Below are 21821 nucleotides of genomic sequence, written 5' to 3'. Positions count from 1 at the left end.
GCCTTTGGCGAAAGGGCTGCATCGCAGCCCCGGCAACCTATGCATCACAGCTGAAATCCCGGGGCCGCGTTGCGGCCCTTTCGCGACACAAGGCCGCTCCCACAGGGATTGCGCAAGCTTTCAGATTTGAGCAAGACAGTTGCCCCATCTCGAGCGGTCTCAATTGTTCCACGCACTGCAATTATGATGTGCCAGGCACACCCATTCTCTGTTCAGCCAGCGGCTACTACTCTCCTACCAGCCAATCGAACTGAGGAGAACCCCGATGTCCCGCCCACCCCTGCCGCCCTTCACCCGCGAAAGCGCCATCGAAAAGGTCCGTCTGGCCGAGGATGGCTGGAACAGCCGCGACCCGGCCAAGGTCGCGCTTGCCTATACCATCGACACCGTGTGGCGCAACCGCGTCGAGTTCCCGCGCGGTCGTGCCGAGGTCGAGGCGTTCCTGACGCGTAAATGGAACCATGAACTGGAGTACCGCCTGATCAAGGAGCTTTGGGCCTTCACCGGCAACCGCATTGCCGTGCGCTATGCCTACGAGTACCACGACGACAGTGGCCAGTGGTACCGCGCTTATGGCAACGAGAACTGGGAGTTTGCCGAGGACGGGTTGATGCAGAACCGCCATTCGAGCATCAACGAGCACCCTATCAGTGAAGCCGAGCGCAAGTTCCACTGGCCGCTGGGCCGGCGCCCGGATGATCACCCCGGGCTCAGCGAACTGGGGCTCTGATCAGCCCTGCGGCAGCATGATCCTGACTTCCAGCCCGCCACCCGGGCGGTTGCCCAGGGACATGCTGCCCCCCTGCTCCAGCACGATGGCACGTGCTGCGGGCAGGCCCAGCCCCACGCCACCGGTATTGCGGTTGCGTGAACCTTCGATACGGTAGAACGGCGCGAATACCTGCTCGTGCAGCTCCGGCGCGATGCCCGGCCCGCGATCCTGCACGGTAATCTCGATCTGCCTGGCGTTTACCGCCAACACCACCGTGGGCTCGCAGCCGTATTTCGCTGCATTGTCGATCAAGTTGACCAGCACCCGCTTGATACCCACCGGCCGCCCCGTATACACACAGCGACGCGGCCCGCTGAGGCCGACCTCTACCCCCGCATCCTTGAAGTCGTCCACCACGGTCAGCAGCAATTCGCCGAGGTCGAATACGGTCGTCTGTTCCAGCCGCACGTCATCACGGAAGAACCCCAACGCCGCATCGACCATCGCCTGCATCTCGTCGACGTCCTTGAACAACTTGGCCTGTAGCTGGGCATCGTCGATGAACTCGGCGCGCAAGCGCATGCGGGTCAGCGGTGCACGCAGGTCATGGGAGATGGCCGCGAGCATCTGGGTGCGGTCGTTGAGAAAATGCTTGAGCTGCGCCTGGGTGGCATTGAACGCAAGAATGGTCTGACGCAGGTCGTGCGGGCCAACCACCGGAATGGGCGGGGCGTTGAAGTCCTTGCCAAAACGCCGCGCACCTTCGGCAAAGCGTTCCAGCGGCTTGGCCAGGTAGCGGGTGGCCAGCAGCGCGACGACAAGGCTGGAAACCAGCATCAGCCCGAGGATGATCAGGTTGCGCGGCAGTTCGTCCAGGCCCCAGCTACGGCTGGTGGCACGGAACAGCACCCAGGACTTGTCGGTCAGCTCGATCATCAGCGCATAACCACGTTCAGGTGCGTACTCCGGCATGTCGGACGGTGCGAAGGCCTCGACCCTGGCATCCGGGCGCTTGAGCAATGCGCGCAGGATAGGCGTGCCCTCGCTGAACTCGGCATCGACCAGCACGGGTACGCCCGCTTCGTCATGGCGGCGCAGCCAGCGCACGGAGTATGAGCCGTCGCCCGCCGCACTGGCGATGTTGGCGCGCTGCGCCATGGGCGCGACGTCGAGGATGCGAGTGACCGCTGCAACCTTCTCGATCACCCCGCTCTCCAGCAGCGGTGGCTGCGCCCAGACACTCAGCAACAGGCTGAACAGCCCCTTGAGCAGCAACAGGAACAGCATCGCCGTCAGGGTGGTCAGCGCGATCCAGCGGGCAATGGTGATCCTGGGCCGTGGCAGGGCCTGGCGAACCCTGGCGAGCAGCTTCATCGCTTCGCGACCGTGGGCGTGAACAGGTAACCGGCGTTGCGCAGGGTACGGATCAAGGGCTCGTTGCCGTTGTCGGTTTCAAGCTTGCGGCGCAGCCGGCTGACCTGGACGTCGATGCTGCGATCATAGGCGTCGTAGGCATCGCCACGGGCCATGTCCAGCAACTGCTGGCGGCTGAGCACCCGCCGCGGATGTTCGGCGAACACCAGCAGCAGCTCGAACTCACCGTTGGACAAGGGGATCATGACGTTGTCCGGCGAACGCAGCTCGCGCCGCACCACATCCAGCCGCCAGCCGGCAAACTCCAGGGTCGCGCAGGCATGGCCCGCCACGCTCCCGGCCGCTTCGCCGGCACGGCGCAGCACTGCCCTCACCCGGGCCAGCAGTTCACGGGCGGCGAACGGCTTCGTCAGGTAGTCGTCTGCCCCCAGCTCCAGGCCAACCACCCGGTCACTCAACTCGCCCATGGCGGTGAGCATGATCACTGCCACCTTGTGCTCGGCCAGCAAGCGCTGGCACAACACCAGGCCACTGTCGCCAGGCAGCATCACATCCAGAATGACCAGGTCCGGCACCCGCCGCTCGACGGCCTGCCACAGCGCCTTGCCATCCCTGGCCACGTCAACCTCGTAGCCATGCTGGCAGAGAAACTTCTGCAGCAGGTCGAGCACCTCGACATCATCGTCGACTATCAGCAAATGGCTCACAAAAAAGCACCGCAAAACAAGGTTATCAGGCCGTACTTTAAGGCCATCCCCACGTAGCCGTCATATATTTCAACCCGGAAACAAAGTGTCGACGCCGAGACAATCCGGACATTACCAGGCAAAGAAAACTGCGCAGCATCGCTGCCAGTTCTTGCCAGGAATGTATCTATGTCCCGTTCATCATCCGCCTCCCGCTCAGCGCGCTCAGCCGCGCTGGCCTTGTCGCTGCTTGCGGCGGGAGGCTGCAGCCAACGTGCACCAGCCACGGCGGCCTGCGGCAATGTCGCCTATCAGGTCAGTGACCCGGCGGAGCCCGCCAACCGCGCCGTATTCGCCTTCAACCGCACGGTCGACGACTATCTGCTGGCCCCCGTCGCACGGGGCTACACCGCGCTGCCTGGTTTTGCCCGGCAGGGCATGCACAACTTTGCCAGCAACTTCGGTGAGCCGAAGGTGTTCGTCAACGACCTGCTGCAGGGCAATGGCGAACGGGCGATGACCAGCCTCTCCCGCTTCATCTTCAACACCACCCTGGGTGTGGCAGGGCTGGTCGACGTGTCTGGCAAGATGGGGCTGAGCCAGCATCGCTCGGACTTTGGCCAGACTTTCGGGGTGTGGAACATCGCCTCTGGCCCCATCGTCGAGCTGCCGCTGCTGGGCACCCACAACCTGCGCGATGCCACCGGCACGCTGCTGGGCCTGGCACTGGACCCGTTTGGTGGCAACAGCGATACCGTCGAAACCATGGGCAACGTAGCCATGGCCGGCGGCATCGTCGATGCACGGGCCGAAGCACTGCCACTGACCGACCTGCTGCGCACCTGGCCTGACTACTACGTTGCGATGCGTGACTACACCGCGCAGCGGCGCAGCAACCGGGTGGCAGAAGGCAAGGCCGGCGAGCCGGGCACCTGGCCAGTGGATTGCGCAGGGGGTGCCCATGAAGAATGATGCCCAAGGCGCCATGCTGCTGTTCAGGCGCCTGGAAGGCGCTGCCCGGCAACCGCTGTTGCTGCATGAACTGGAGGCCCGGGTTTCGGCCGATGGCCGGAGCCTGGTGCTGAGCCGCTATCGCGAACGCTTTACCGCCGAGGGCAAGCCCTACCGACACGAGGCTCACCGCAGCGTACCGATTGCAGCATTGCTGCGCTGGGTGGCGCGGCAGGGACAGTGAAATTGGGGCCGCTTTGCGGCCCTTCGCGGGCACGCCCGCTCCCACAGAATACGTGGTTCCGGTGGGAGCGGGCGTGCCCGCGAAGGGCTGCAAAGCAGCCCCTATAAAGCCCCAGCCTCAACGGATATGTCCGAAACGCGACAGTGGCTGCCTGTTCGGCGTGAGACAGGCAAACCGGGCACTGGCTACCCTTCTTCGGCAAATGCCTTGTTCCCTTTCGCCAGAAGAAGATCGCCCATGACGACCTCCACCGCCTCCATGGCCGCCACCACACCTGCCGACCAACCCCAGGGCTTTCTGGTCCGCATCGTCGGCGCTGCGGCATTCGCCCACCTGCTCAACGACCTGATCCAGGCCGTGCTGCCGTCCATCTACCCGATGCTCAAGAGCGATTTCGCACTCAGCTTTGCCCAGATCGGCTGGATCGCCCTCATCTACCAGGTGACCGCGTCCTTGCTGCAACCCTGGGTCGGCCTGTACACCGACAAGCGCCCGCAGCCCTACCTGCTGCCGGCCGGCATGCTGGTGACGCTGGTGGGCATCGCCCTGCTCGCCTTCGCCAGCAGCTATGAAATGCTGCTGGTGGCCGCCGCGGTGGTCGGCGTGGGCTCGGCGACCTTCCACCCCGAAGCCTCGCGAGTGGCCAGGATGGCCTCCGGCGGGCGCTTTGGCACCGCGCAATCGACCTTCCAGGTCGGTGGCAACACCGGCTCGGCCCTCGGCCCGCTGTTGACCGCTGCCATCGTCATTCCGCACGGCCAGCCGGCCATCGCCTGGTTCATGCTGGCGGCCGCGCTGGCGGTATTCGTGCTGCTGCGGGTGACCGGCTGGACCGTGCGTCACGGCCAGACCCGGCTCAAGACCTTCGCCGGCCAGCAGGCCCCCGGCCTGTCGCGTGGCGCCATGTGGCGCGCCGTGGCGGTCATCGCCGTGCTGATGTTCGCCAAGTTCGTCTACATCGCCTCGTTCACCAACTATTTCACCTTCTACCTGATCGAGCATTTCGGCCTGAGCGTGCAGCACAGCCAGCTGTACCTGTTCGTGTTCCTCGCGGCCGTGGCCCTGGGCACCTTCGCTGGTGGCCCGGTGGGTGACCGTATCGGGCGCAAGGCGGTGATCTGGGTCTCGTTCCTCGGCGTGGCGCCATTCGCCCTCGCCCTGCCCTACGCCAACCTGGCCTGGACGGCGGTACTGGCGGTGGGCATCGGCCTGGTGATGTCCTCGGCCTTCGCCGCCCTGGTGGTGTATGCCCAGGAGGCCGTGCCGGGCCGGGTCGGCATGGTGTCGGGGGTGATGTTCGGGTTGATGTTCGGTATCAGCGGCATCGGCGCCGCCGGGCTTGGCGAACTGGCCGACCGGCATGGCATCGAGTGGGTGTACCAGATCATCTCGTTCCTGCCGCTGCTGGGGCTGGCCACCGCGCTGCTGCCGGCAACCCGCTCGCAAGCCCGCCCCAGCCGCTGCTGTTAAAGTGGGCGTGCCAGGCTGCCCGTACAAGAGGTCGAAATGCTGAAGCCGCAGCACGAATTGCTGGTGGAGGTGGATGAATGGAGCTGGGAGGTGGGCAGCCGTGCGACGGACTACCCGACCGACTGGTTCATCGAGCCCCACAGCCATGCCAAACACCAACTGATCTATGCCACCAAAGGCCTGATGATCGTCGAGTCCGGTAACGAACGCTGGACCGTGCCACCCAGCCGCGGCGTATGGATGCCCTGCGGCCAGGTGCACGCGATCCGCTGCGTGGGCGATGTGAAAATGCGCAGTGTGTTCGTGCGCGCCGACGCGGCAGTGCAGTTGCCCCTGCAGAGCAAGGCGATCAGCATCTCGCCATTGCTCAGCGAGCTGATCAAGGCTTCCGTAGGCTTTACCGCGCCGTTTGCCGAAGACTCGCGTGAAGCCCGGGTGATGCGCCTGATCCTCGACGAGATCTGCGTGCTACCGACCTTGCCGCTGAAGCTGTCGCAGCCCGGCGACAAGCGCCTGCAGGCGATCTGCTCCGCGCTGCACGAGCGGCCTGACGATAACGCCACCGTGGCCGACTGGGGCCAGCAGCTGGGGGTGGACGAAAAGACCATCCAGCGCCTGTTCCGCAAGGAAACCGGCATGACCTTCGGCCAGTGGCGCCAGCAGGCGCGGCTGATGCAGGCACTGGAGCGGATCGCCCTGGGCGAGCGGATCATCGATGTGGCGGGGACGCTGGGGTATGACAGCCCCAGTGCCTTCGCCAGCATGTTCAAGCGCCAGTTCGGTATCACGCCGAGTCAGTTCTTCAAATAGCCTGTAGGAAACATATGAGATCGCCCCCGCGTCGCCTGATCTCGCACAGCAACCCTGTCAAGCCGTGTACAGTACCCTCACAACAAAGCCCCCAGAAGGAGCCCGGCACATGACAGTGACGCTGTCCCCCCTGCAGATCGACTGCGATTTCGACTCCGGCAACATTCAGGTGCTGGATGCCAGCAACCCGGCCCGGGTGCACCTGGCTATCCGCCCGGACACCCACAGCGGCCACTACCAGTGGTTCCACTTCAAGGTCAGCGGGCTGACGCCAGGCCAGGTCCATCGCTTCAGCCTCGACAATGCCTCCGGTTCCTCCTACAAGAACGCCTGGAGCGGCTACAACGCCGTGGCCTCCTACGACCAGCAAACCTGGTTCCGCGTCCCCAGCCAGTTCGACGGCACGGCGCTGTCGTTCGAGGTAAAGGCCGAACAGCCGCACATCTGGTTCGCCTACTTCGAGCCCTACCCGCGCGCTCGTCACAACCAGCTGATCGAACGTGCACGGCAACTGCCGGGGGTGGAATTGCTCGCCAGTGGCCGCAGCGTACAGGGCCGCGACATTCCCCTGCTGCGTGCCGGTGATGGTGCCGCAGGCAAGCGCAAGCTGTGGCTGATTGCCCAGCAACATCCGGGCGAACACATGGCCGAATGGTTCATGGAGGGCGTGATCGACCGCCTGCAGGCCAACGACGAGGTGATCCGGCAGTTGCTGGCCAAGGCCGACCTGTACCTGATCCCCAACATGAACCCCGACGGTGCCTTCCTCGGCCACCTGCGCACCAACTTCAAGGGCAAGGACCTCAACCGTGCCTGGCAGGACGCCAGCGTCGAGCTCAGCCCCGAGGTCTTCTTCGCCCAGGCACAGATGAAGCAACACGGCGTGGATGCGTTCATCGACGTGCATGGCGACGAAGAGATCCCCCATGTGTTCACCGCGGCCTGCGAGGGCAACCCGGGCTACACGCCGCGTCTGGCCAAACTGGAGGAGCAGTTCCGCAGCACCCTGTGCAGCCTGACCCGCGACTTCCAGACCGTGCATGGCTATACCCGCGACGAACCGGGGCAAGCCAACACGACGCTGGCCTGCAATGCGGTGGGGATGGCGCATGACTGCCTGTCACTGACCCTGGAAATGCCGTTCAAGGACCATGACGACGCGCCGGATGCCGTCACCGGGTGGTCGGGGGCACGTTCGAAGGCGTTGGCCGGGGCGGTGCTTGAGACCTTGGCGAAGATGGTTGGCGATTTGCGCTGAGGCCCCTGGCTGACGCGTCCCCTGTGGGAGCGGGCGTGCCCGCGAAGAATCCAATACGGTGTATGGCACCGGCTTCGCCGGTGTTCGCGGCGGTTCGACGCCTCGACACGCCCGCTCCCACAAGGTCCCTCGGCCGATAGCAATCCTGCGCTCAGAACTGCACATCCAGAATCACGCTGTCGGTATAGGTCGCAGCCGGTGGTGTAGCCTGGTCGGTGTAGACCTTGGCGTTGTAGTTGAACACCTGGCTACCGGTGCCGGTCCCCGTGCCAGGGTTCACATCGGCATCGGCACTGGCCCGTCGCGCAGCCCCTGTCGAACCCCAGCGCACCGCCCCGGCGCTCTTGAAAATGTCATAGGCCAGGTAATTGTTGGCCGCCGACTTCATCCGCCGTCGACCATTGGCCACGTTCTGCCCGTCATCCAGGCCCACAGTGTAGTTGCTGCCCTTGGTGCACGACACGCTCAGGCTCTGGCTCACCGTGCCGAACCCCGCCACCACCGGCGCGCTGGCGAAGTTGATGCTGGGCGTGGTGATCTGGCAGTCGTTGGTCACCGTCATGCTTACCAGCAGGGTCCTGGTACCGGAGCCCTGGTCTCGCCCTATGCAAAGCCCGCCAACACCAATCCCGTCGCAATAGTCCCAGGTCCACTCGACATCGAGGAGTTCCTGATATAGCCCCGCCGATACGTTGCTGCCCACCTGCGTGCGCATGTAGATGGGCACGTTCTTCGGTGTACCGTTGAGCAACCCGAGCAAGTCGAGGATGCCGGTGGTCCTGAATTCGAAGGGGGTGCCACGGGTGATCGGATAGTTGGTTGTGGCGTCGGCATAGAGCGTGTAGGGGATCACATCCCCGGTAGGCCCTACCAGGCCGCTGGTGGTGGAGGTGATCTTGATCTTGAAGGAGTCGGTGCTACTGAGCACGCTGATCACCGAACCGTTGCACTGCAGGCCAGAGTTGGTGCTGGAAGCTGTCTGGACCGTGCCACGTACCAGAGTCGAGTTGAGCGAACCAAACGCCGCCGGCGCAGTCAACACTGACGTGCACTTGGCCCAGGCCGAGCCCGCCCACAACAACAAGGCGCATGCCCACAAACCACGCCAGCAGGCCTTCACTTGCACACCAACGGGCCAATCAACGGGATCGAGCCTTGCGACTCAGGCAGGTCGAACGCCACCTGGCAATGCCCGCCCCCCTGCAACTCAACCAGCAGTCGGTTATGCGGCGTCAGGTTCTCCAGATAAACCAGGCCATCCCAACCGACCACCGCCTGGCTGCCACTTTCTGCATGGGTGACACGGCTGCCCAGCTTGAGTACCTGCTGTTCGGCGTCCACCAGTTCGACGCTGGCCGCCAGCACGCGCCTGAGCGGGAACTCCAGCAAGTAGCCGCTGCCTCGGCGCACCGCCACCCGCTGTTCCACTTCCGGCGCGAGGATGTCCGGCGGCAAGCCCATGGGGTCGATCTCGTACTTGCCGCGGTAGTAACCGCTGCTGTACGGCACCAGCAGGTGACCATCGGCATCGGTACGGCCGACCTCCTGGTTTTCATAGCGCACCGGCACGTCGGCGTAACCACTGGTGCTGACTAACACGAAGGCATCGTCGATACGGTTGGCAGCGAACAGCCCGGCATCCATCCAAACCAGCGAGCCACTGGCGTCGGCCCAGCGGGTCATCTCTCCACTGCTGCCATACAAACCGGCCTGCAACTGCACCGACTGCAGGCGCCAGGTGACATCGGCCTGGCGGTAGGCATCGCGCTCGCTACCGGCGGCGTAGCCCAGGTTGTAACCGACACCGCCCCCCACCGGCGTCGCGCGGCTGTAGTTGACCCGCTGCAGGGTTTCGCCTTGCTGGCTGCGCTCCATGCCCAGGGCCAGGGTGCCGTGCAGGTCGAACGGGATCACCAGTTGCGCCTGCACTGCCCACTGGCTGTCCCCCACTTCACGGTTGGCCGACAGATAAACGCTGCTGTTGCCCCACAGCGGCCTGCTGTAGCTCAGGTTGATCAGCCGGGTACGTGTGCCGTCGCCGGCGCGCACATCGAAATAGCCGGCGCCGATGTTGCCGTATTCGTTCAGGTTCAGGCTCAGCGTGACCTGTTCGCTGCGCTGGCTCAGCTGTATGTCCCGGCTGTCGACCCGGGTCAGGTCGGCATAGTCGCCATGGCGTTGCAGGCGCTGGTAGCTGAAGCCGATGCGCTGGCTATTGTACTGGTAGCCGAGGGCGACCTGGTGGCCCTTGTCGCCGTCGAGCCGGCTCTGCGCCAGCGCCGCATTGAGCACACCGAAGTTGCCCAGCCGCATGTTGCCACCCAGGCCTCCCAGCATCAGCGATTCGGCGCTTTCGGCATGGGTCTCCAGGGTGAAGACGTCGCTGACCCCGTAGCGCAGGCTGGCCGAAGCAACCCCGGGGCCGTAGGCAAAATCGCGCACCCCGTAGTCACGCCGCAGGCTGCCGGCCGCTACCGAATAATCCGCCAGGCCCTGCTGCAGCAGGCTGCTGGTGACGTAGAACGGCAAGGTGGTCGACACCTGCCGGCCAAGGGCATCGGTGGTGACCACCACCGCCTCCCCGGCACCGTTGATGAACGGCACGTTGGTCAACGTGTAGGGGCCCGGCTGCAATTCGCTGGTGCTGGACTTGTAGCCATTGATGAACAGGTCCAGCGAGGTCGGTACCGTCGCTTCACCGGAGAACGCCGGCAGCGGATAGGTGACCAGGTCGGGGCGTACAGCGAAATCGCGCGACAACTGCAGGCCACCGACCCGCACCGAGCTGGTCCAGGGCAAGGCCCCGGTCACCAGGTCACCGGCTTCGTAGGTCAGCAGGCGCTGCTCGTCGGTGAAACGCCAGGTAGTGTCGTAGCGCAAGAAGCCCTGGCGCGTGTCGTCGGTCGGCGCACCATTGAACGACTGGCGCCATTGCCCGGTGCTGGAGAACGTACCCCAGCTGTCGAACAGACGCAGTTCGTTCCAGGCCGCCAGGTAGCTGCCGCCGTCATCGGTGTCGTTCAGGTACAGGTCGTAGTTGAACAAGGCGCCGAAACTGCTGCGCGCATCGCTGGCCGGGTACAGGTTGCGGTCGCCCAGTTGCTGGTCGGGCAGCCAGGCCGGCGGCACTTGCAGCAGCAGGCGCTGGTTCTGGCTGTCGTAGTCGGCATGCATCCCCACGATGGCCTCCAGGGCCACCTCGCCCTGCGGGTTGCCTGGCAGCGAGACGCCGGCCGCCCGCAACACCTCGCTGTCCAGGTACAACTGCCCGGCGCGCTGCTGCACCGGTACCAGCTCAGCCCTGGGCACCTGGTTCACCAGCAACTCGAGGTACAACGTGGCATCGGCGATAGCGGACATCTCCGTAGGTGGTGGCGGCAGGTCGTCGGCCAGCACCAGGCCAGGGCCGACCAGGGCAAGCCCCAGGCACCAACGGTGGGTCAGCCACATCACACATGGTTTCCAACCATTGCCGGGTTCTCCACGGCCTCTGCGCGGCATTCAGGCGCAGGCTCATTGGCTTTGGCGGATGGCGTCCGCGCTGCTCTGGCCGTTTACCCTCCCCTTCAGCACACTGCCGGCACTCGGTGTTAGCGGTGCCGGCCAGCGCATGCTGGCCCCCGGCAGCACATAACCCAGCAAGCCATCGGCCAGTGGTTTGCTCTGGCTGCCCTGCTGCACCACCACATCAGTCAGGCGTGCATGCACCGGGCCGGTGTTGCGCAGTTCCACGTACGGCTTGCCCTGCACGGTCACCGCGCGCCAGCTGAGTTGCGGCTTGCCGACGCCCTCGGCATTGCGCTTGCCCTCAGGGCCTGCCTTGCCCCACAGGCCTTCGCCGTATACGAACAGGGGTACCGAGTAGCGCATCTGCAGGCGGATCGCCGCGGTGGTGCCGGGCTCGGCCTTGTCGACCGGGATGGCGGGCGGGATTTCGTCGATGATGATGCGGTAGGCCTGCTCCTGGCCGACTGGCGAGGGGCCGGTGCGGGTCAGGCGGATCAATTGCTTCTGCCCGGGGGCGACGTTGGCCACCGGCGGGCTGCCAATGATCTCACGCTGTGCCTGATACTGTTCCTGGTAATCACCTTGGCGCCAGGCGAACACCCGCACCTGCAGGTTGGCCGGTGCGGTTCCGCGGTTTTCCAGCCACAGTGCGCCAGCCTTCTGGTCAGCCTCCAACACCGGGTCGATCGGCCAGATCAGCACCGAGGTGGCCGCCCAGGCTGGCAGGCTCGCCAGCCACGATACCCCGATCAATCCTCGCGCCCACTTCGCGCCTGCCCCCATGAAGCTCTCCTTGGATACTGGTCATTGGTGCCGATGCATTCACCAGGTCACCGTCACTTGCACCACATCGGTGTAAGTCCCCGCCGGCATCGTGCCGGTCAGCTGAACCCGCCCGTACACCGGCAGCTTGATCGCCGTCGGGTCGGTATAGCCCACGGCCACGCTCTGGCCGATCCCCAGGCTCTGGCTGTATGCCGCGTCCCGGTACAACTGGTAGGCCAGCACCTGCGTGCCGCCCGTGCGTTTGAGGTTGCGTGTGCCACTGGCACTGTTCTGCCCGCCATCCACGCTCATGCTCAAGGCCACGCCCGGGGTGCACTGGAAGGTCACCGTGGTACCGCCCAACGAGGTGCCGAGAGTTCCGGTGGCCAGTGCCGACTGCGAGCCGTAGTCGAGCGTCCCGTAGCTGGTCACGCCGCCCACCACCAGGCACCCGGCGACGATCTGCGCCGTCACCTGGAAGCTGCTGGTGGTCGCCGCATCCAGAGGCGCGGCCAGCAGCACGCCGAGGCCGCTCAGGCCGCCCGCCAGCCAGCTGCGCATGGTTCAGAACGACAGCTCGACGGACACTGTGTCGGTGTACTCCCCCGCCGGCAGGCCGACCTTGCCGCGCGCCTGGCCATAAAGGTTGACGGTCTGGGCCACACCACTGCTGAGCGGCAAGGTGATGGTGCCGTTGATGGCCAACACCTGCGTACGCCCGGCATCGGTGTAGAAGTCGTACGGCACGAAGTTGCCGACGCCATCCGCCAGCGCACGGCTGCCCCCGGCCGACTGGCCATCGTGGGAACCTGCACCCACGCGGATGACTGGTACCGTGCCAGCCGAACAGAGAATGCTGATCGCCCCACCGCCGCCGCCGATTACCTGGCCGTCGGCGGTGTTGAACAAGGCATCGTGAGTGCCGAAGTCCAAGGTACCGAAGTCGGTCCCCGATGTGGCTGAGCTGCCGTTGACCTGACACGCTGCGGTCAAGGTCAGCGTCGACTCGATAGTCCCGGTGGTGGCGGCCTGCGCCTGGTAAGTCAGCATCAGCCCCAGACCGGCGAGGATGCAGCGTGAAAGGTTCGTTCGCATCGAAGTCTCCTTGTGTCGTTACCAGTCCAGGGTCACCCTCAGGGTGTCACGGTACAGGCCGGCTGGCAGCGCACGCGGTTGCGCCATTACCACACCGTAGATGGGGATCGGGATCTGCCGGGTACTGCTGATGGTGAAGGCACGCGCCTGGCCGATGCCGTAGCGGCTGTTACCACCTGGGTCGATCGCTAGTTGGTAGGGGATCAGCTCGCGGCCGTTGCTCAGCCGCCGTATGCCGTCACTGCCATTCAGGCCGCCGTTGATGCGCACGTTGAACGCCCGCACCTCGGGCGTACAACTGATCTGCAGGCTGCCTTCGCCGCTCACATCATCAACCCGGCTGCGCAGCGGCTGGTCCCAGTTCGGTCCGCGCTCGCCGAAGTCCATCACGCCGGGGTTACCCACCGTTGCCGGTTGCGTCTCGTTGCTGCTGATCTGGCAAGCGGTGCTGATCACCAGCCGCGCCTGGATGAAACCGGTGCTGGTGCCATGCGCGGCTCCACCGGGCACCAGCAACGGGCCCAGGGAAAGCAGCAGGATCGAGGTGCGGTTCATGGCGTCGCGTCCTTGAGCATGGTTGCATCCCTACCAGGTGACCGTGACTTTGAGCAGATCGGCGTACAGGCCTGCAGGCGGTACCCAGGCCAGCTTGTCGATCCGTGCGTACAACGGCAGCTCGACCGAGCCGCTGTCCGGCACCCGCGCCGAGTGCGCCACATTCACCGCCAGCGGCTCGCGCCAGGCAGCGTCGCGGTAGAGGCGATACGGGATGAGCCGGGCCGTGTCATCGTCACTGGCCAGAAAGCGCAACTCGCCGACGCCGCCATGCTGCCCACCATCGACGCGGACCTGATAGGGGGTGTGGGGATTGCATTCCAGGCGTGGCGGGCGCTGGCTCAACAGCGCGCCGGTGAGCGGCGCGCCAGGGCCATCCAGCCGTGCAGTAGCGCCCAGGTCGATGCGCCCAAGCGCCTGTGCCCCGGCATCGCGGGGCTGGTTGACCAGCATGCAGCCACGCTGCACCAGCACCCGTACCTCCACCAGGAAGTCCGCCGCCATGGCGCTGCTGCTCAACATAAGGCCCAACAGGGCGGCCAGGTAGCGCTCCTTCACCTTATTATCCTTGTCGATATCTGCTGCCTTGAGCGTAGCAGCGAGGTGGCATCACGATGCTGGCATCGAGCCATTTTTTTGTATTAGCCAAAAAGCGCTACCACTAAAAAAAAGCCGCACAACACAGAACGCATCGCCGACATTCTCCTCAAATGGCCAAAGGCCGTTATCCGGACCGATATTCTGTTAGGGTGTATCCCTTTCATCCTGCCTAGACTCATGCGGCATGCATGGAAGGACACGACAGGAGCGTTTTCATAGATGATTGCAGACAGCACGCTCACCCAAGCCCTCGAGCGCTGCGCCCAGGAGCCGATCCAGCTACCTGGCAGCATCCAGCCCCACGGTTTTCTGCTGGTGCTGGACGAAACCGACATGCGGGTACTCCAGGCCAGTGAAAATGTCGAGCATTGGCTGGGCATACCGGCCAGTGAACTGATAGGTCGCGAGTTCGCCGAACTGGTCAGCGGTGCCTTCGACTTGCGCCTGCACCTGGCCCGCCTGCCGCAGGACGAGGTCTTTCCGTTCCACATCAGCGATGTGCACCTGCGCCAGGTCGCTCCATATCGTGGCAACCTGCACCTGCTGGTCCATCGTCACGACCAGGTGCTGATCGCCGAATTCGAACCCCCTCGCCTGCCGGCCGATCTTGTCGGGCAAGGCGACTACTACCCGCTGGTGCGCAGCTTCGTGGGCCGCCTGCACCAGGCCGGCAGCCTCGAGGAACTGCTGCAGCAAGCAGTGCTGCAGCTCAAGCGCATCACCGGCTTTGGCCGGGTCAAGGCCTATCGCTTCGATGCCGAAGGCAACGGCCAGGTGTTGGCCGAGGTGGCCGACCCGGGCTACCCGAGCTACCTGGGCCTGTGTTTCCCCGCTTCGGACATACCGCGCCAGGCGCGCGAGCTGTACCGAATCAACCGCATCCGCGTGATCGAGGATGCCAACTACCAGGCCTCGCCGTTGCTGCCCGCTGCCAACCCACGCACCGGCAAGCCGCTGGACCTGAGCTTTGCCGCGCTGCGCAGCGTGTCGCCAGTGCACCTGCAGTACATGCGCAACATGGGTACCCTGGCATCGATGTCGCTGTCGATCGTGGTCGACGGGCAACTCTGGGGGCTGGTGTCCTGTCACCACGAACAGCCACGCCCGGTGGACCTGCGCACCCGTACCGCCTGCGAACTGCTGGCCAGTGTGCTGTCGCTGCAGATCGAGTCGCGCGAGTCCCACGCCAACACTCGCCAGTTGCTGGAGCTGCGCCAGCACATCGTGCGCATGATCTCGTCCATGGCCGACCATGACAGTGTCGGCGACGGCCTGCGCGACTTGCCCGAAGTACTGCTGGCCTTCGCCGGCGCCCAAGGTGCCGCGGTCATATCCGCCGAACGTTGCGACCTGATCGGCAAGACCCCTCCAGCCGCGCAGGTAAACGCCCTGGTGCACTGGCTCTCCCAGCGTGGCGAAGACAGCGTGTTCCACAGCGACAACCTGTGCCGCGACATCGATGAACTGCCCGAGCTCGCGGCCCATGCAGGCGGTGTGCTGGCAGTGGCCATTTCGCAGATCCACTCGCACTACCTGCTGTGGTTCCGTCCCGAGCAGGTGCGCACGGTGAACTGGGCCGGGCAGCCGAACAAACAGGTCGGGCCGCAGGGCAACCTCGACCCGCGGCACAGTTTCGAAAGCTGGCAGGAAAAACTGCGCGGCTACTGTGAACCCTGGCACCCGCTGGTCATCGAAGGCGTGCAGGAGCTGCGCACGGCAGTGCTCGGCATTGTCCTGCGCAAGGCCGAGGAACTGGCGCAGCTGGCTGGGGAGCTGCGCCGCTCGAACAAGGAGCTCGAAGCGTTTTCCTACAGCGTGTCCCATGACCTGCGCGCCCCCCTGCGCCATATTGCCGGCTACTCCGAACTGCTCGGCGAAATCGAGGGCCAGAGCCTCAGCGAGCGCGGCAGGCGTTTTTTGCAGCACATCGAGGAAGCCGCGCATTTTGCCGGAAGCCTGGTCGACAACCTGCTCAACTTCTCGCAAATGGGCCGCTCGGCCCTGCGCCTGTCCGAGGTCGACCTCAACGCCTTGGTCGAGGCCATTCGCAGCGAGCTGGCGCCCGACTACGAAAGCCGCGAAATTGTCTGGGACATCGCCCAGTTGCCCAAGGTGGTCGGTGACCCGGCGTTCATCAACATGGCCTTGCACAACCTGCTGGCCAACGCCATCAAATACACACGTGGGCGCACCCCGGCGCGCATCGGCATCAGCGCCGTGCAACACCCGGGCGAAACCGAGATCTGCATTCGCGACAACGGCGTGGGCTTCGACATGGCCTACGCCAACAAACTGTTCGGCGTGTTCCAGCGCCTGCACCGCATGGAAGACTTCGAAGGCACCGGGATCGGCCTGGCCAGCGTGCGTCGCATCATCGAACGCCATGACGGCCGGGTCTGGGCCCATGGCAAGGTTGGCCAGGGTGCAACCTTCCACTTCACCCTCCCGCGCCATCCCGCAACTACCTGAGGCACCGCTACCATCATGCTCAAACCCATCCTGCTGGTCGAAGACAACCCACGGGACCTGGAGCTGACGCTCCTGGCGCTGGAGCGCAGCCAGTTGGCCAACGAGGTCATCGTGCTGCGTGACGGTGCCGAGGCACTCGACTACCTGCTTCGGCGCAATGCCTATGCCGAACGTGACGATGGCAACCCCGCCGTGTTGCTGCTGGACCTGAAACTGCCAAAGGTCGACGGCCTGGAGGTGCTGAAGGAAGTGCGCGCCACCGCCGAGCTGCGCAGTATCCCGACGGTGATGCTGACGTCCTCGCGCGAGGAGCCCGACCTGCTGCGCGCGTACGAGCTGGGGGTGAACGCGTACGTGGTCAAGCCGGTGGAGTTCAAGGAATTCGTCGCCGCCATTTCCGACCTGGGGATATTCTGGGCGGTACTCAACGAACCACCGCCCGGCTCGCTGCGCCTGAACCGGCGTGGCAGCATCTGAGGTGCCCGCGACGATGCAGCCAACGCCGCTGAAACTGCTGATGGTCGAAGACAACTCGATGGACGCCGAGCTGACCCTGATGCGCCTGGAACGCAGCGGGTTGCAGGTGCAGGCGCAGCTGGTGTTCGACCATGCCGGTGTCGAGCAAGCCCTGAGCGAGGCCCACTACGACCTGATCTTGTGCGACTGCGTGCTGCCGGGCTCGTCCGGCACCGATGTGCTGGCCATCGCCCAGCGCCTGGCACCCGACATTCCGTTCATTTTCCTGTCTGGTATCTATGGCGAAGAACATGCGGTGGAAATGATCCGCCTGGGCGCCACCGACTATGTGCTGAAGAAGAACCTGCCTCTGCTGCCCAAGGCCGTGCGCCGGGCCCTGACCGAAGTGCAGGAGCGCCAGCGCCGGCGCCGCGCCGAAGAGGCCCTGGCAGACGTCGAGGCACGTGCACGCATTGCCATCGACGCTGCCGGCATGGGCACATGGGACATGCGCCCGCAGGAAGGCCTGTTGTTGTGGGATGACCGCTGCAAGACCCTGTTCGGTCTACCCATCGATACTGAAATGAGCCTCGAGGTGTTTTATGCCGGCATCTACCCCGACGACCTGCCGCAGGTGCGCGAGGCGGTGGAACAGGCCATGTGCCCGGAAGGTGGCGGCCTGTATCGGGTCGAATTCCGCATCGCCCAACCCGACGGCCTGGAACCGCGCTGGTTGCTCAGCAGCGGCCAGAGCCGGTTCGTCAACGACCAGTGCGTGCGCTTTTCCGGGGTGTTGCAGGACATCCACACCCAACGCCTGGCCACCCAGGCACTGCGCCAGCTCAACGAAATGCTGGGGGAAAGGGTCGAGCGCCGCACCCGCGAACGCGACCGTGCCTGGGAGCTGTCGCAAGACTTGCTGGCCGTGCTCAACAAGGACCTGACCCCAGTCGCGCTGAACCCCGCCTGGGAAGCCAGCCTGGGCTTGTCCCGCGAACGTCTGAGCCAGTCGTCCTTGCTGCACCTGCTGCCCGAGCATGACCAGGAACTGATGCTCACCGAACTGGCCGCCCTCGCCCATGGTCGCACCAGCGCCCGCTTTGTCGGGCGTATCCTGGATGCCGGTGGTCAGCAGCGCTGGTTGTCTTGGGTGGTGGTGCCGGAAGACACCCTGCTGTACGTGGTGGCACGCGACATCACCAGCGAGCGCGAAGCCGCCCTGGGCCTGGCCGAAGCCAACGCCCGCCTGCGCGAGCAGATCGCCGAACGCGAACGCATCGAGGCCGCGCTGCAGCAGATGCAACGCCTGGAAGCGGTCGGCCAGCTTACCGCCGGTGTGGCTCACGACTTCAACAACCTGCTGACGGTAATCCTCACCGGCGCCAGCTTCCTTGAGCGCGACCTGGCCAAAGCCGACCTGGAAAAGGCCAGTGCGCGGCTCAAGCACATCCGCGAAGCCGGCGAGCGCGGCGCCAAGCTGACCTCGCAGTTGCTGGCTTTCTCCCGCCGCCAGCGCCTGGAGCCGGTGGCGCTGAACCTCAACCGCACCCTGGCCGGGCTGGAAGAGTTGCTGCGCCGCACCTTGGGCGGCAATGTCTCGGTGCGCCTGGACCTGGAACCAACCTTGTGGCAGGCCCTGACCGACCCGACCCAGACCGAAATGATCATTCTCAACCTGGCGATCAATGCCCGCGATGCCATGCCCGACGGTGGCCAGCTGACGCTGTCGACCCGCAACACCCGGATCGACGCACGTCCACAGCGCCCGGAAGACCCGGACCCTGGCGAGTACGTGATGCTGAGTATCCGCGATACCGGCTGCGGCATGAGCGAAGAGGTGTTGGCCAAGGTGTTCGAACCGTTCTTCACCACCAAGGATATCGGCAAGGGTTCGGGCCTGGGCCTGGCCCAGGTATTCGGCTTCGCCAAACAGTCCGGGGGTGGCGTGCGCATCGACACCACGCCGGGGCGTGGTACGCAGGTGGCCGTGTATCTGCCGGCAGTCAAGGGTGAAGCCGTCAACGAACCGATGCCGTCGCTGCTCAGCCACTCGACTAGCGAAAGCGGTTGTAATCGCACCGTGCTGCTGGTGGATGACGACCATCTGGTACGCGACATGCTTGGTGATGTGTTGCGCCAGTACGGCTACCAGGTACGCCAGGCGCACAGTGGCGAACAGGCTTTGGCCTTGCTGGATGAGCAGATCGACCTGCTACTGAGCGATTTCGCCATGCCCGAGTTCAACGGTGCGCAACTGGCCCTGGCGGCGCGCGAGCGCTACCCGCACCTGCCGGTGGTGCTTCTTACCGGTTATGCAGAGTTGCAGGGACTGGAGTTGCCGGGCAGCCTGGTGATCCAGAAGCCGGTACAGGCCGATGAACTGGCCCGCTTGCTGAACGAGATGCTTGGAACGGCCAGGTGACCGAACAGAGCCTTCGGCAAAACCTGTGGAAACGACAAAGCCCAGCGCTTGTATTTCCAAGCACCGGACCGAGATACGTTTGAAGCAAGAAAATGGCAGGGGCGGCTGGATTCGAACCAACGCATGGCAGGATCAAAACCTGCTGCCTTACCGCTTGGCGACGCCCCTGTATCGGATGCAGCATCTGCTGCTCTGACAATTCCAACTGAGTGACAACTGGGTTGTTGTCTTGGAATGCGCGGCACTTTAACAACAAACTTTCGGTCTGTGAACCCCCTGATGAAAAAAAATTACCAAAAAACAGCGAGTTAGTCATTTTCGCGGTTGGCGAGGCGACCATCCGTCGCTTTCCGCCCGCTTGGCTTCAACACAATCGCATTCCTCCCTTCCAATCAGATGAACCATCTGCATTGACCAAGGAGGACCCCATGCCTGTCTCCCACGATCTTTACCAGGACTTGCACTACCCGCGCGAAATCGTCCAGCAGCGCCGACAGCAGGACAAGGCACTGGACCGTCTGCTGGACGAATACATGGACATCGACAATCAGGTGCTGGCCGCCGAGTCGATTTCGGCGGGCAACTTCGAGGATGAAGACTTGCGCCGCCTGAAAGAACGTCGGCTGGCAGTGAAGTACATGATCGAGCGCCAACTGGAGCAAAAGGCCTGAACTAACCCTGCAACATGGCCAGCGTCAGGGCGTCCGGCTCACCGTCGTAGAACTGCACCAGCGCCAGCTGGAACAACGGGTTGCCGGGCGCGGCCTGGGCGAACAGGGTCAGGCACGAGCGCAGCTTGAGGTAGTCAGGGCTGCCGAGCATTTCACGGGCACTCTTGTCATGGTGCTGCAGCAGCGCAGTCACGCACGCTTGCAGGCGCGGGCCGAGCAGCGGATGAGCCAGGTAGGCACGGGCTTCGTCGATACCGGCCAGCGCATAGCGTTCGGCCATGGCGCTGTGGCCCAGGCCATCGAGCTGCGGAAACACGTACCACATCCAGTGGCTGCGCTTGCGCCCGGCCTGCAGCTCTTGCATCACCTGGTCATACACAGGGTTCTGCGCCTCTACGAAGCGCTGCAGATCAAAGTCGGCGTGCATGCTCGCCCCTCCTCGCACCGGTTCCAGCCTTTACTGTACGCCTGCATGGCGAACCTATCTCGTCAGGCGATGATTGCCGCGCACTTTCTGTATTAGTCAAAATGGCCGCCCTCGGGCAAGCTGCACCCTGCCCTGCCATCGCCCAAGGAGCTTTGCTTTTGCCTGCCTGGATCCCTACCCCGCTACGCCAGCTTGGCCAACGCCTGCGCGGCGCCGCCGCCAACCAGAGCGAACTGCTCGGCTGGTTCGAGGACAAGGCGCACAGCCGCGGTTACCAACTCAGCGACGGCCAACGCCGGGTAATCCACTGCATGGCCGAACAGCTGGCGCAGCTCGAACAAGGCCAGCCACGCAGCCTGTACCTGTACGGTTCGGTGGGCCGTGGCAAGAGTTGGCTGCTCGACGGCTTTTTCCAAGCCGTGCCGGTGCAGGCCAAGCTGCGACTGCACTTCCATGACTTCTTTGCCCGCCTGCACCAGGGCATGCACCGCCACCGGGCGCTGGATGATGCACTGGGCGCGACCCTCGACGAGCTGGTGGGTGATTGCCAGGTGCTGTGCTTCGACGAATTCCATGTGCACGACATTGGCGATGCCATGCTGCTCACACGGCTGTTCAATGCGTTGTTCAGCCGTGGCGTATTCCTGCTGGTGACGTCCAACTATGCACCCGAAGGGCTGCTGCCAAACCCGCTGTACCACGAGCGCTTCCTGCCGGTGATCCGCCTGATCAACAGCGCGATGGAAGTGCTGGAAGTGGGTGGCGATACCGATTTCCGCAGCCTGCCGGCCAACCGCGAACATCAGCGCTTTACCCGGGGCCACTATGTCTGGCCGGGCAATGCAGCGCAGCGCCAGGCGCTGAATGTGCCCGAGCCGCAGCCGGTGATGCTGGAAGTGAACAAGCGCCCGCTGCGCGCACTGGCGGTGGACGGCCGGCGGGTGGTGCTGGGCTTTGACGACCTGTGCGAAAAGGCCACGGCAGTGATCGACTACCTGGTGCTGGCCGGGCAATACGATGAGTGGATCATCGATGGGCTGGATGACTTGTCGGAATGTTCCCTGGCGGCGCAGCAGCGCTTCGTCAACCTGGTGGATGTGCTGTATGACCAGGACCGGCAGGTGCTGGTGATCGGCAAGCGGCCACTGGAAGAAAGCCTGGGCGGGCCGCTTGCCGACCTGATGCGTACGCGCAGCCGGTTGGGCCAGCTGCATCAGGTAGGACCCTAGAACTGCTTTGCCCGGGCCGGCCTCTTCGCGGGCACGCCCGCTCCCACAGGTATTGCACAGTTCTCAAGGCCTGTGACATCCCTGTAGGAGCGGGTTTACCCGCGAAGAGGCCAGCAAGGT

21 protein-coding genes and 1 tRNA gene are annotated in these 21821 nt (G+C 64.5%); 11 read left to right on the top strand and 11 right to left on the bottom strand.

All coding sequences use genetic code 11. The features are described 5' to 3' along the window. Nucleotides 1–265 precede the first annotated feature (265 nt). On the top strand, nt 266–730 hold the full coding sequence (locus tag CAG18_RS17370; RefSeq protein ID WP_085721260.1) for a nuclear transport factor 2 family protein: 465 nt from the start codon (nt 266–268) through the stop codon (nt 728–730). Here CAG18_RS17370 and CAG18_RS17365 read toward each other — a convergent pair whose 3' ends face one another. Continuing rightward, the gene (locus CAG18_RS17365) at nt 731–2086 is read right to left on the bottom strand and encodes an ATP-binding protein (protein ID WP_085721259.1); all 1356 of its coding nucleotides are present in this window, start codon (nt 2084–2086) and stop codon (nt 731–733) included. It lies immediately after the preceding gene. Continuing rightward, nucleotides 2083–2793 (bottom strand): response regulator, encoded by a 711-nt coding sequence (locus CAG18_RS17360; RefSeq protein ID WP_054572708.1) that lies wholly within the window; start codon nt 2791–2793, stop codon nt 2083–2085. The genes CAG18_RS17365 and CAG18_RS17360 overlap by 4 nt, the downstream gene beginning before the upstream one ends. A 168-nt stretch (nt 2794–2961) precedes the next feature. Between CAG18_RS17360 and CAG18_RS17355 the strand changes: the two genes are divergently transcribed. The 5 genes from CAG18_RS17355 (at nt 2962) to CAG18_RS17335 (ending at nt 7505) form a co-directional block, all read left to right on the top strand. Beyond that, the gene (locus tag CAG18_RS17355; protein WP_054572709.1) at nt 2962–3744 is read left to right on the top strand and encodes a VacJ family lipoprotein; all 783 of its coding nucleotides are present in this window, start codon (nt 2962–2964) and stop codon (nt 3742–3744) included. After that, a complete protein-coding gene (locus CAG18_RS17350) occupies nt 3734–3967 on the top strand; it encodes a hypothetical protein (RefSeq protein ID WP_085721258.1) in 234 nt (77 codons plus the stop codon). The genes CAG18_RS17355 and CAG18_RS17350 overlap by 11 nt, the downstream gene beginning before the upstream one ends. A gap of 237 nt (nt 3968–4204) precedes the next feature. Then, complete coding sequence (locus CAG18_RS17345) at nt 4205–5437, top strand: MFS transporter (protein WP_015269740.1); 1233 nt, start codon at nt 4205–4207, stop codon at nt 5435–5437. Nucleotides 5438–5473: 36 nt separating this feature from the next. Continuing rightward, the gene (locus CAG18_RS17340; RefSeq protein WP_085721257.1) at nt 5474–6247 is read left to right on the top strand and encodes a helix-turn-helix transcriptional regulator; all 774 of its coding nucleotides are present in this window, start codon (nt 5474–5476) and stop codon (nt 6245–6247) included. Between the two features lie 109 nt (nt 6248–6356). Then, complete coding sequence (locus CAG18_RS17335; protein ID WP_015269738.1) at nt 6357–7505, top strand: M14-type cytosolic carboxypeptidase; 1149 nt, start codon at nt 6357–6359, stop codon at nt 7503–7505. Nucleotides 7506–7656: 151 nt separating this feature from the next. On the opposite strand, the gene CAG18_RS17330 is transcribed toward CAG18_RS17335, so the two are convergent. The 7 genes from CAG18_RS17330 to CAG18_RS17300 all read right to left on the bottom strand — a co-directional run bounded on the left by CAG18_RS17330 (nt 7657) and on the right by CAG18_RS17300 (nt 13985). Next, nucleotides 7657–8625: a spore coat U domain-containing protein gene (locus CAG18_RS17330; RefSeq protein ID WP_085721256.1), complete on the bottom strand. Its 969-nt coding sequence runs from the start codon at nt 8623–8625 to the stop codon at nt 7657–7659. Next, entirely contained in the window at nt 8622–10955 is a 2334-nt protein-coding gene (locus tag CAG18_RS17325) for a fimbria/pilus outer membrane usher protein (protein WP_256573381.1), read from the bottom strand. Before CAG18_RS17325 ends, CAG18_RS17330 begins: the two co-directional genes overlap by 4 nt. 63 nt (nt 10956–11018) lie before the next feature. After that, the gene (locus CAG18_RS17320; protein ID WP_015269735.1) at nt 11019–11795 is read right to left on the bottom strand and encodes a molecular chaperone; all 777 of its coding nucleotides are present in this window, start codon (nt 11793–11795) and stop codon (nt 11019–11021) included. Between the two features lie 39 nt (nt 11796–11834). Continuing rightward, nucleotides 11835–12338 (bottom strand): spore coat U domain-containing protein, encoded by a 504-nt coding sequence (locus CAG18_RS17315; RefSeq protein WP_054573134.1) that lies wholly within the window; start codon nt 12336–12338, stop codon nt 11835–11837. A gap of 3 nt (nt 12339–12341) precedes the next feature. Continuing rightward, on the bottom strand, nt 12342–12872 hold the full coding sequence (locus CAG18_RS17310; protein ID WP_054573133.1) for a spore coat U domain-containing protein: 531 nt from the start codon (nt 12870–12872) through the stop codon (nt 12342–12344). 18 nt (nt 12873–12890) lie between these two features. After that, nucleotides 12891–13427 (bottom strand): spore coat U domain-containing protein, encoded by a 537-nt coding sequence (locus CAG18_RS17305; protein ID WP_054573132.1) that lies wholly within the window; start codon nt 13425–13427, stop codon nt 12891–12893. Between the two features lie 30 nt (nt 13428–13457). Further along, the gene (locus CAG18_RS17300; RefSeq protein ID WP_085721255.1) at nt 13458–13985 is read right to left on the bottom strand and encodes a spore coat U domain-containing protein; all 528 of its coding nucleotides are present in this window, start codon (nt 13983–13985) and stop codon (nt 13458–13460) included. Nucleotides 13986–14246: 261 nt separating this feature from the next. On the opposite strand from CAG18_RS17300, the gene CAG18_RS17295 reads away from it, so the two are divergent. The 3 genes from CAG18_RS17295 to CAG18_RS17285 are packed head-to-tail and all read left to right on the top strand — an operon-like array spanning nt 14247 to nt 19374. Beyond that, nucleotides 14247–16496 (top strand): ATP-binding protein, encoded by a 2250-nt coding sequence (locus CAG18_RS17295; protein WP_085721254.1) that lies wholly within the window; start codon nt 14247–14249, stop codon nt 16494–16496. Nucleotides 16497–16511: 15 nt separating this feature from the next. Next, entirely contained in the window at nt 16512–16973 is a 462-nt protein-coding gene (locus tag CAG18_RS17290; RefSeq protein ID WP_054573130.1) for a response regulator, read from the top strand. A 13-nt stretch (nt 16974–16986) separates the two neighbouring features. Further along, nucleotides 16987–19374, top strand: coding sequence for a hybrid sensor histidine kinase/response regulator (locus CAG18_RS17285; protein ID WP_085721253.1), 2388 nt, complete (start codon nt 16987–16989; stop codon nt 19372–19374). Between the two features lie 93 nt (nt 19375–19467). Here the strand turns inward: CAG18_RS17285 and CAG18_RS17280 are convergent. Continuing rightward, nucleotides 19468–19542 (bottom strand) — tRNA-Gln (locus tag CAG18_RS17280). 260 nt (nt 19543–19802) lie between these two features. On the opposite strand from CAG18_RS17280, the gene CAG18_RS17275 reads away from it, so the two are divergent. Further along, the gene (locus CAG18_RS17275) at nt 19803–20045 is read left to right on the top strand and encodes a DUF465 domain-containing protein (protein ID WP_013971925.1); all 243 of its coding nucleotides are present in this window, start codon (nt 19803–19805) and stop codon (nt 20043–20045) included. A gap of 1 nt (nt 20046) precedes the next feature. On the opposite strand, the gene CAG18_RS17270 is transcribed toward CAG18_RS17275, so the two are convergent. Beyond that, entirely contained in the window at nt 20047–20472 is a 426-nt protein-coding gene (locus CAG18_RS17270; RefSeq protein WP_003256418.1) for a DUF1810 domain-containing protein, read from the bottom strand. A gap of 158 nt (nt 20473–20630) precedes the next feature. On the opposite strand from CAG18_RS17270, the gene zapE reads away from it, so the two are divergent. Then, nucleotides 20631–21701: a cell division protein ZapE gene (gene zapE, locus CAG18_RS17265; RefSeq protein WP_015269727.1), complete on the top strand. Its 1071-nt coding sequence runs from the start codon at nt 20631–20633 to the stop codon at nt 21699–21701. Nucleotides 21702–21821: the final 120 nt, after the last annotated feature.

The sequence above is a fragment of the Pseudomonas sp. B22(2017) genome (assembly GCF_002113105.1).
GTDB lineage: Bacteria > Pseudomonadota > Gammaproteobacteria > Pseudomonadales > Pseudomonadaceae > Aquipseudomonas > Aquipseudomonas asiatica.
The sequence above is the reverse complement of the archived record's forward strand: the minus strand, read 5'-3'. Positions and strand labels throughout refer to the sequence as shown.

Bases quoted from the DNA above. Each gene is read 5' to 3' on its own strand.
- CAG18_RS17370 (WP_085721260.1), top strand. From the start codon at position 266: ATGTCCCGCCCACCCCTGCCGCCCTTCACCCGCGAAAGCGCCATCGAA.
- CAG18_RS17365 (WP_085721259.1), bottom strand. From the start codon at position 2,086: ATGAAGCTGCTCGCCAGGGTTCGCCAGGCCCTGCCACGGCCCAGGATC.
- CAG18_RS17355 (WP_054572709.1), top strand. From the start codon at position 2,962: ATGTCCCGTTCATCATCCGCCTCCCGCTCAGCGCGCTCAGCCGCGCTG.
- CAG18_RS17350 (WP_085721258.1), top strand. From the start codon at position 3,734: ATGAAGAATGATGCCCAAGGCGCCATGCTGCTGTTCAGGCGCCTGGAA.
- CAG18_RS17345 (WP_015269740.1), top strand. From the start codon at position 4,205: ATGACGACCTCCACCGCCTCCATGGCCGCCACCACACCTGCCGACCAA.
- CAG18_RS17340 (WP_085721257.1), top strand. From the start codon at position 5,474: ATGCTGAAGCCGCAGCACGAATTGCTGGTGGAGGTGGATGAATGGAGC.
- CAG18_RS17335 (WP_015269738.1), top strand. From the start codon at position 6,357: ATGACAGTGACGCTGTCCCCCCTGCAGATCGACTGCGATTTCGACTCC.
- CAG18_RS17325 (WP_256573381.1), bottom strand. From the start codon at position 10,955: ATGTGGCTGACCCACCGTTGGTGCCTGGGGCTTGCCCTGGTCGGCCCT.
- CAG18_RS17320 (WP_015269735.1), bottom strand. From the start codon at position 11,795: ATGGGGGCAGGCGCGAAGTGGGCGCGAGGATTGATCGGGGTATCGTGG.
- CAG18_RS17315 (WP_054573134.1), bottom strand. From the start codon at position 12,338: ATGCGCAGCTGGCTGGCGGGCGGCCTGAGCGGCCTCGGCGTGCTGCTG.
- CAG18_RS17310 (WP_054573133.1), bottom strand. From the start codon at position 12,872: ATGCGAACGAACCTTTCACGCTGCATCCTCGCCGGTCTGGGGCTGATG.
- CAG18_RS17305 (WP_054573132.1), bottom strand. From the start codon at position 13,427: ATGAACCGCACCTCGATCCTGCTGCTTTCCCTGGGCCCGTTGCTGGTG.
- CAG18_RS17295 (WP_085721254.1), top strand. From the start codon at position 14,247: ATGATTGCAGACAGCACGCTCACCCAAGCCCTCGAGCGCTGCGCCCAG.
- CAG18_RS17290 (WP_054573130.1), top strand. From the start codon at position 16,512: ATGCTCAAACCCATCCTGCTGGTCGAAGACAACCCACGGGACCTGGAG.
- CAG18_RS17285 (WP_085721253.1), top strand. From the start codon at position 16,987: ATGCAGCCAACGCCGCTGAAACTGCTGATGGTCGAAGACAACTCGATG.
- CAG18_RS17275 (WP_013971925.1), top strand. From the start codon at position 19,803: ATGCCTGTCTCCCACGATCTTTACCAGGACTTGCACTACCCGCGCGAA.
- CAG18_RS17270 (WP_003256418.1), bottom strand. From the start codon at position 20,472: ATGCACGCCGACTTTGATCTGCAGCGCTTCGTAGAGGCGCAGAACCCT.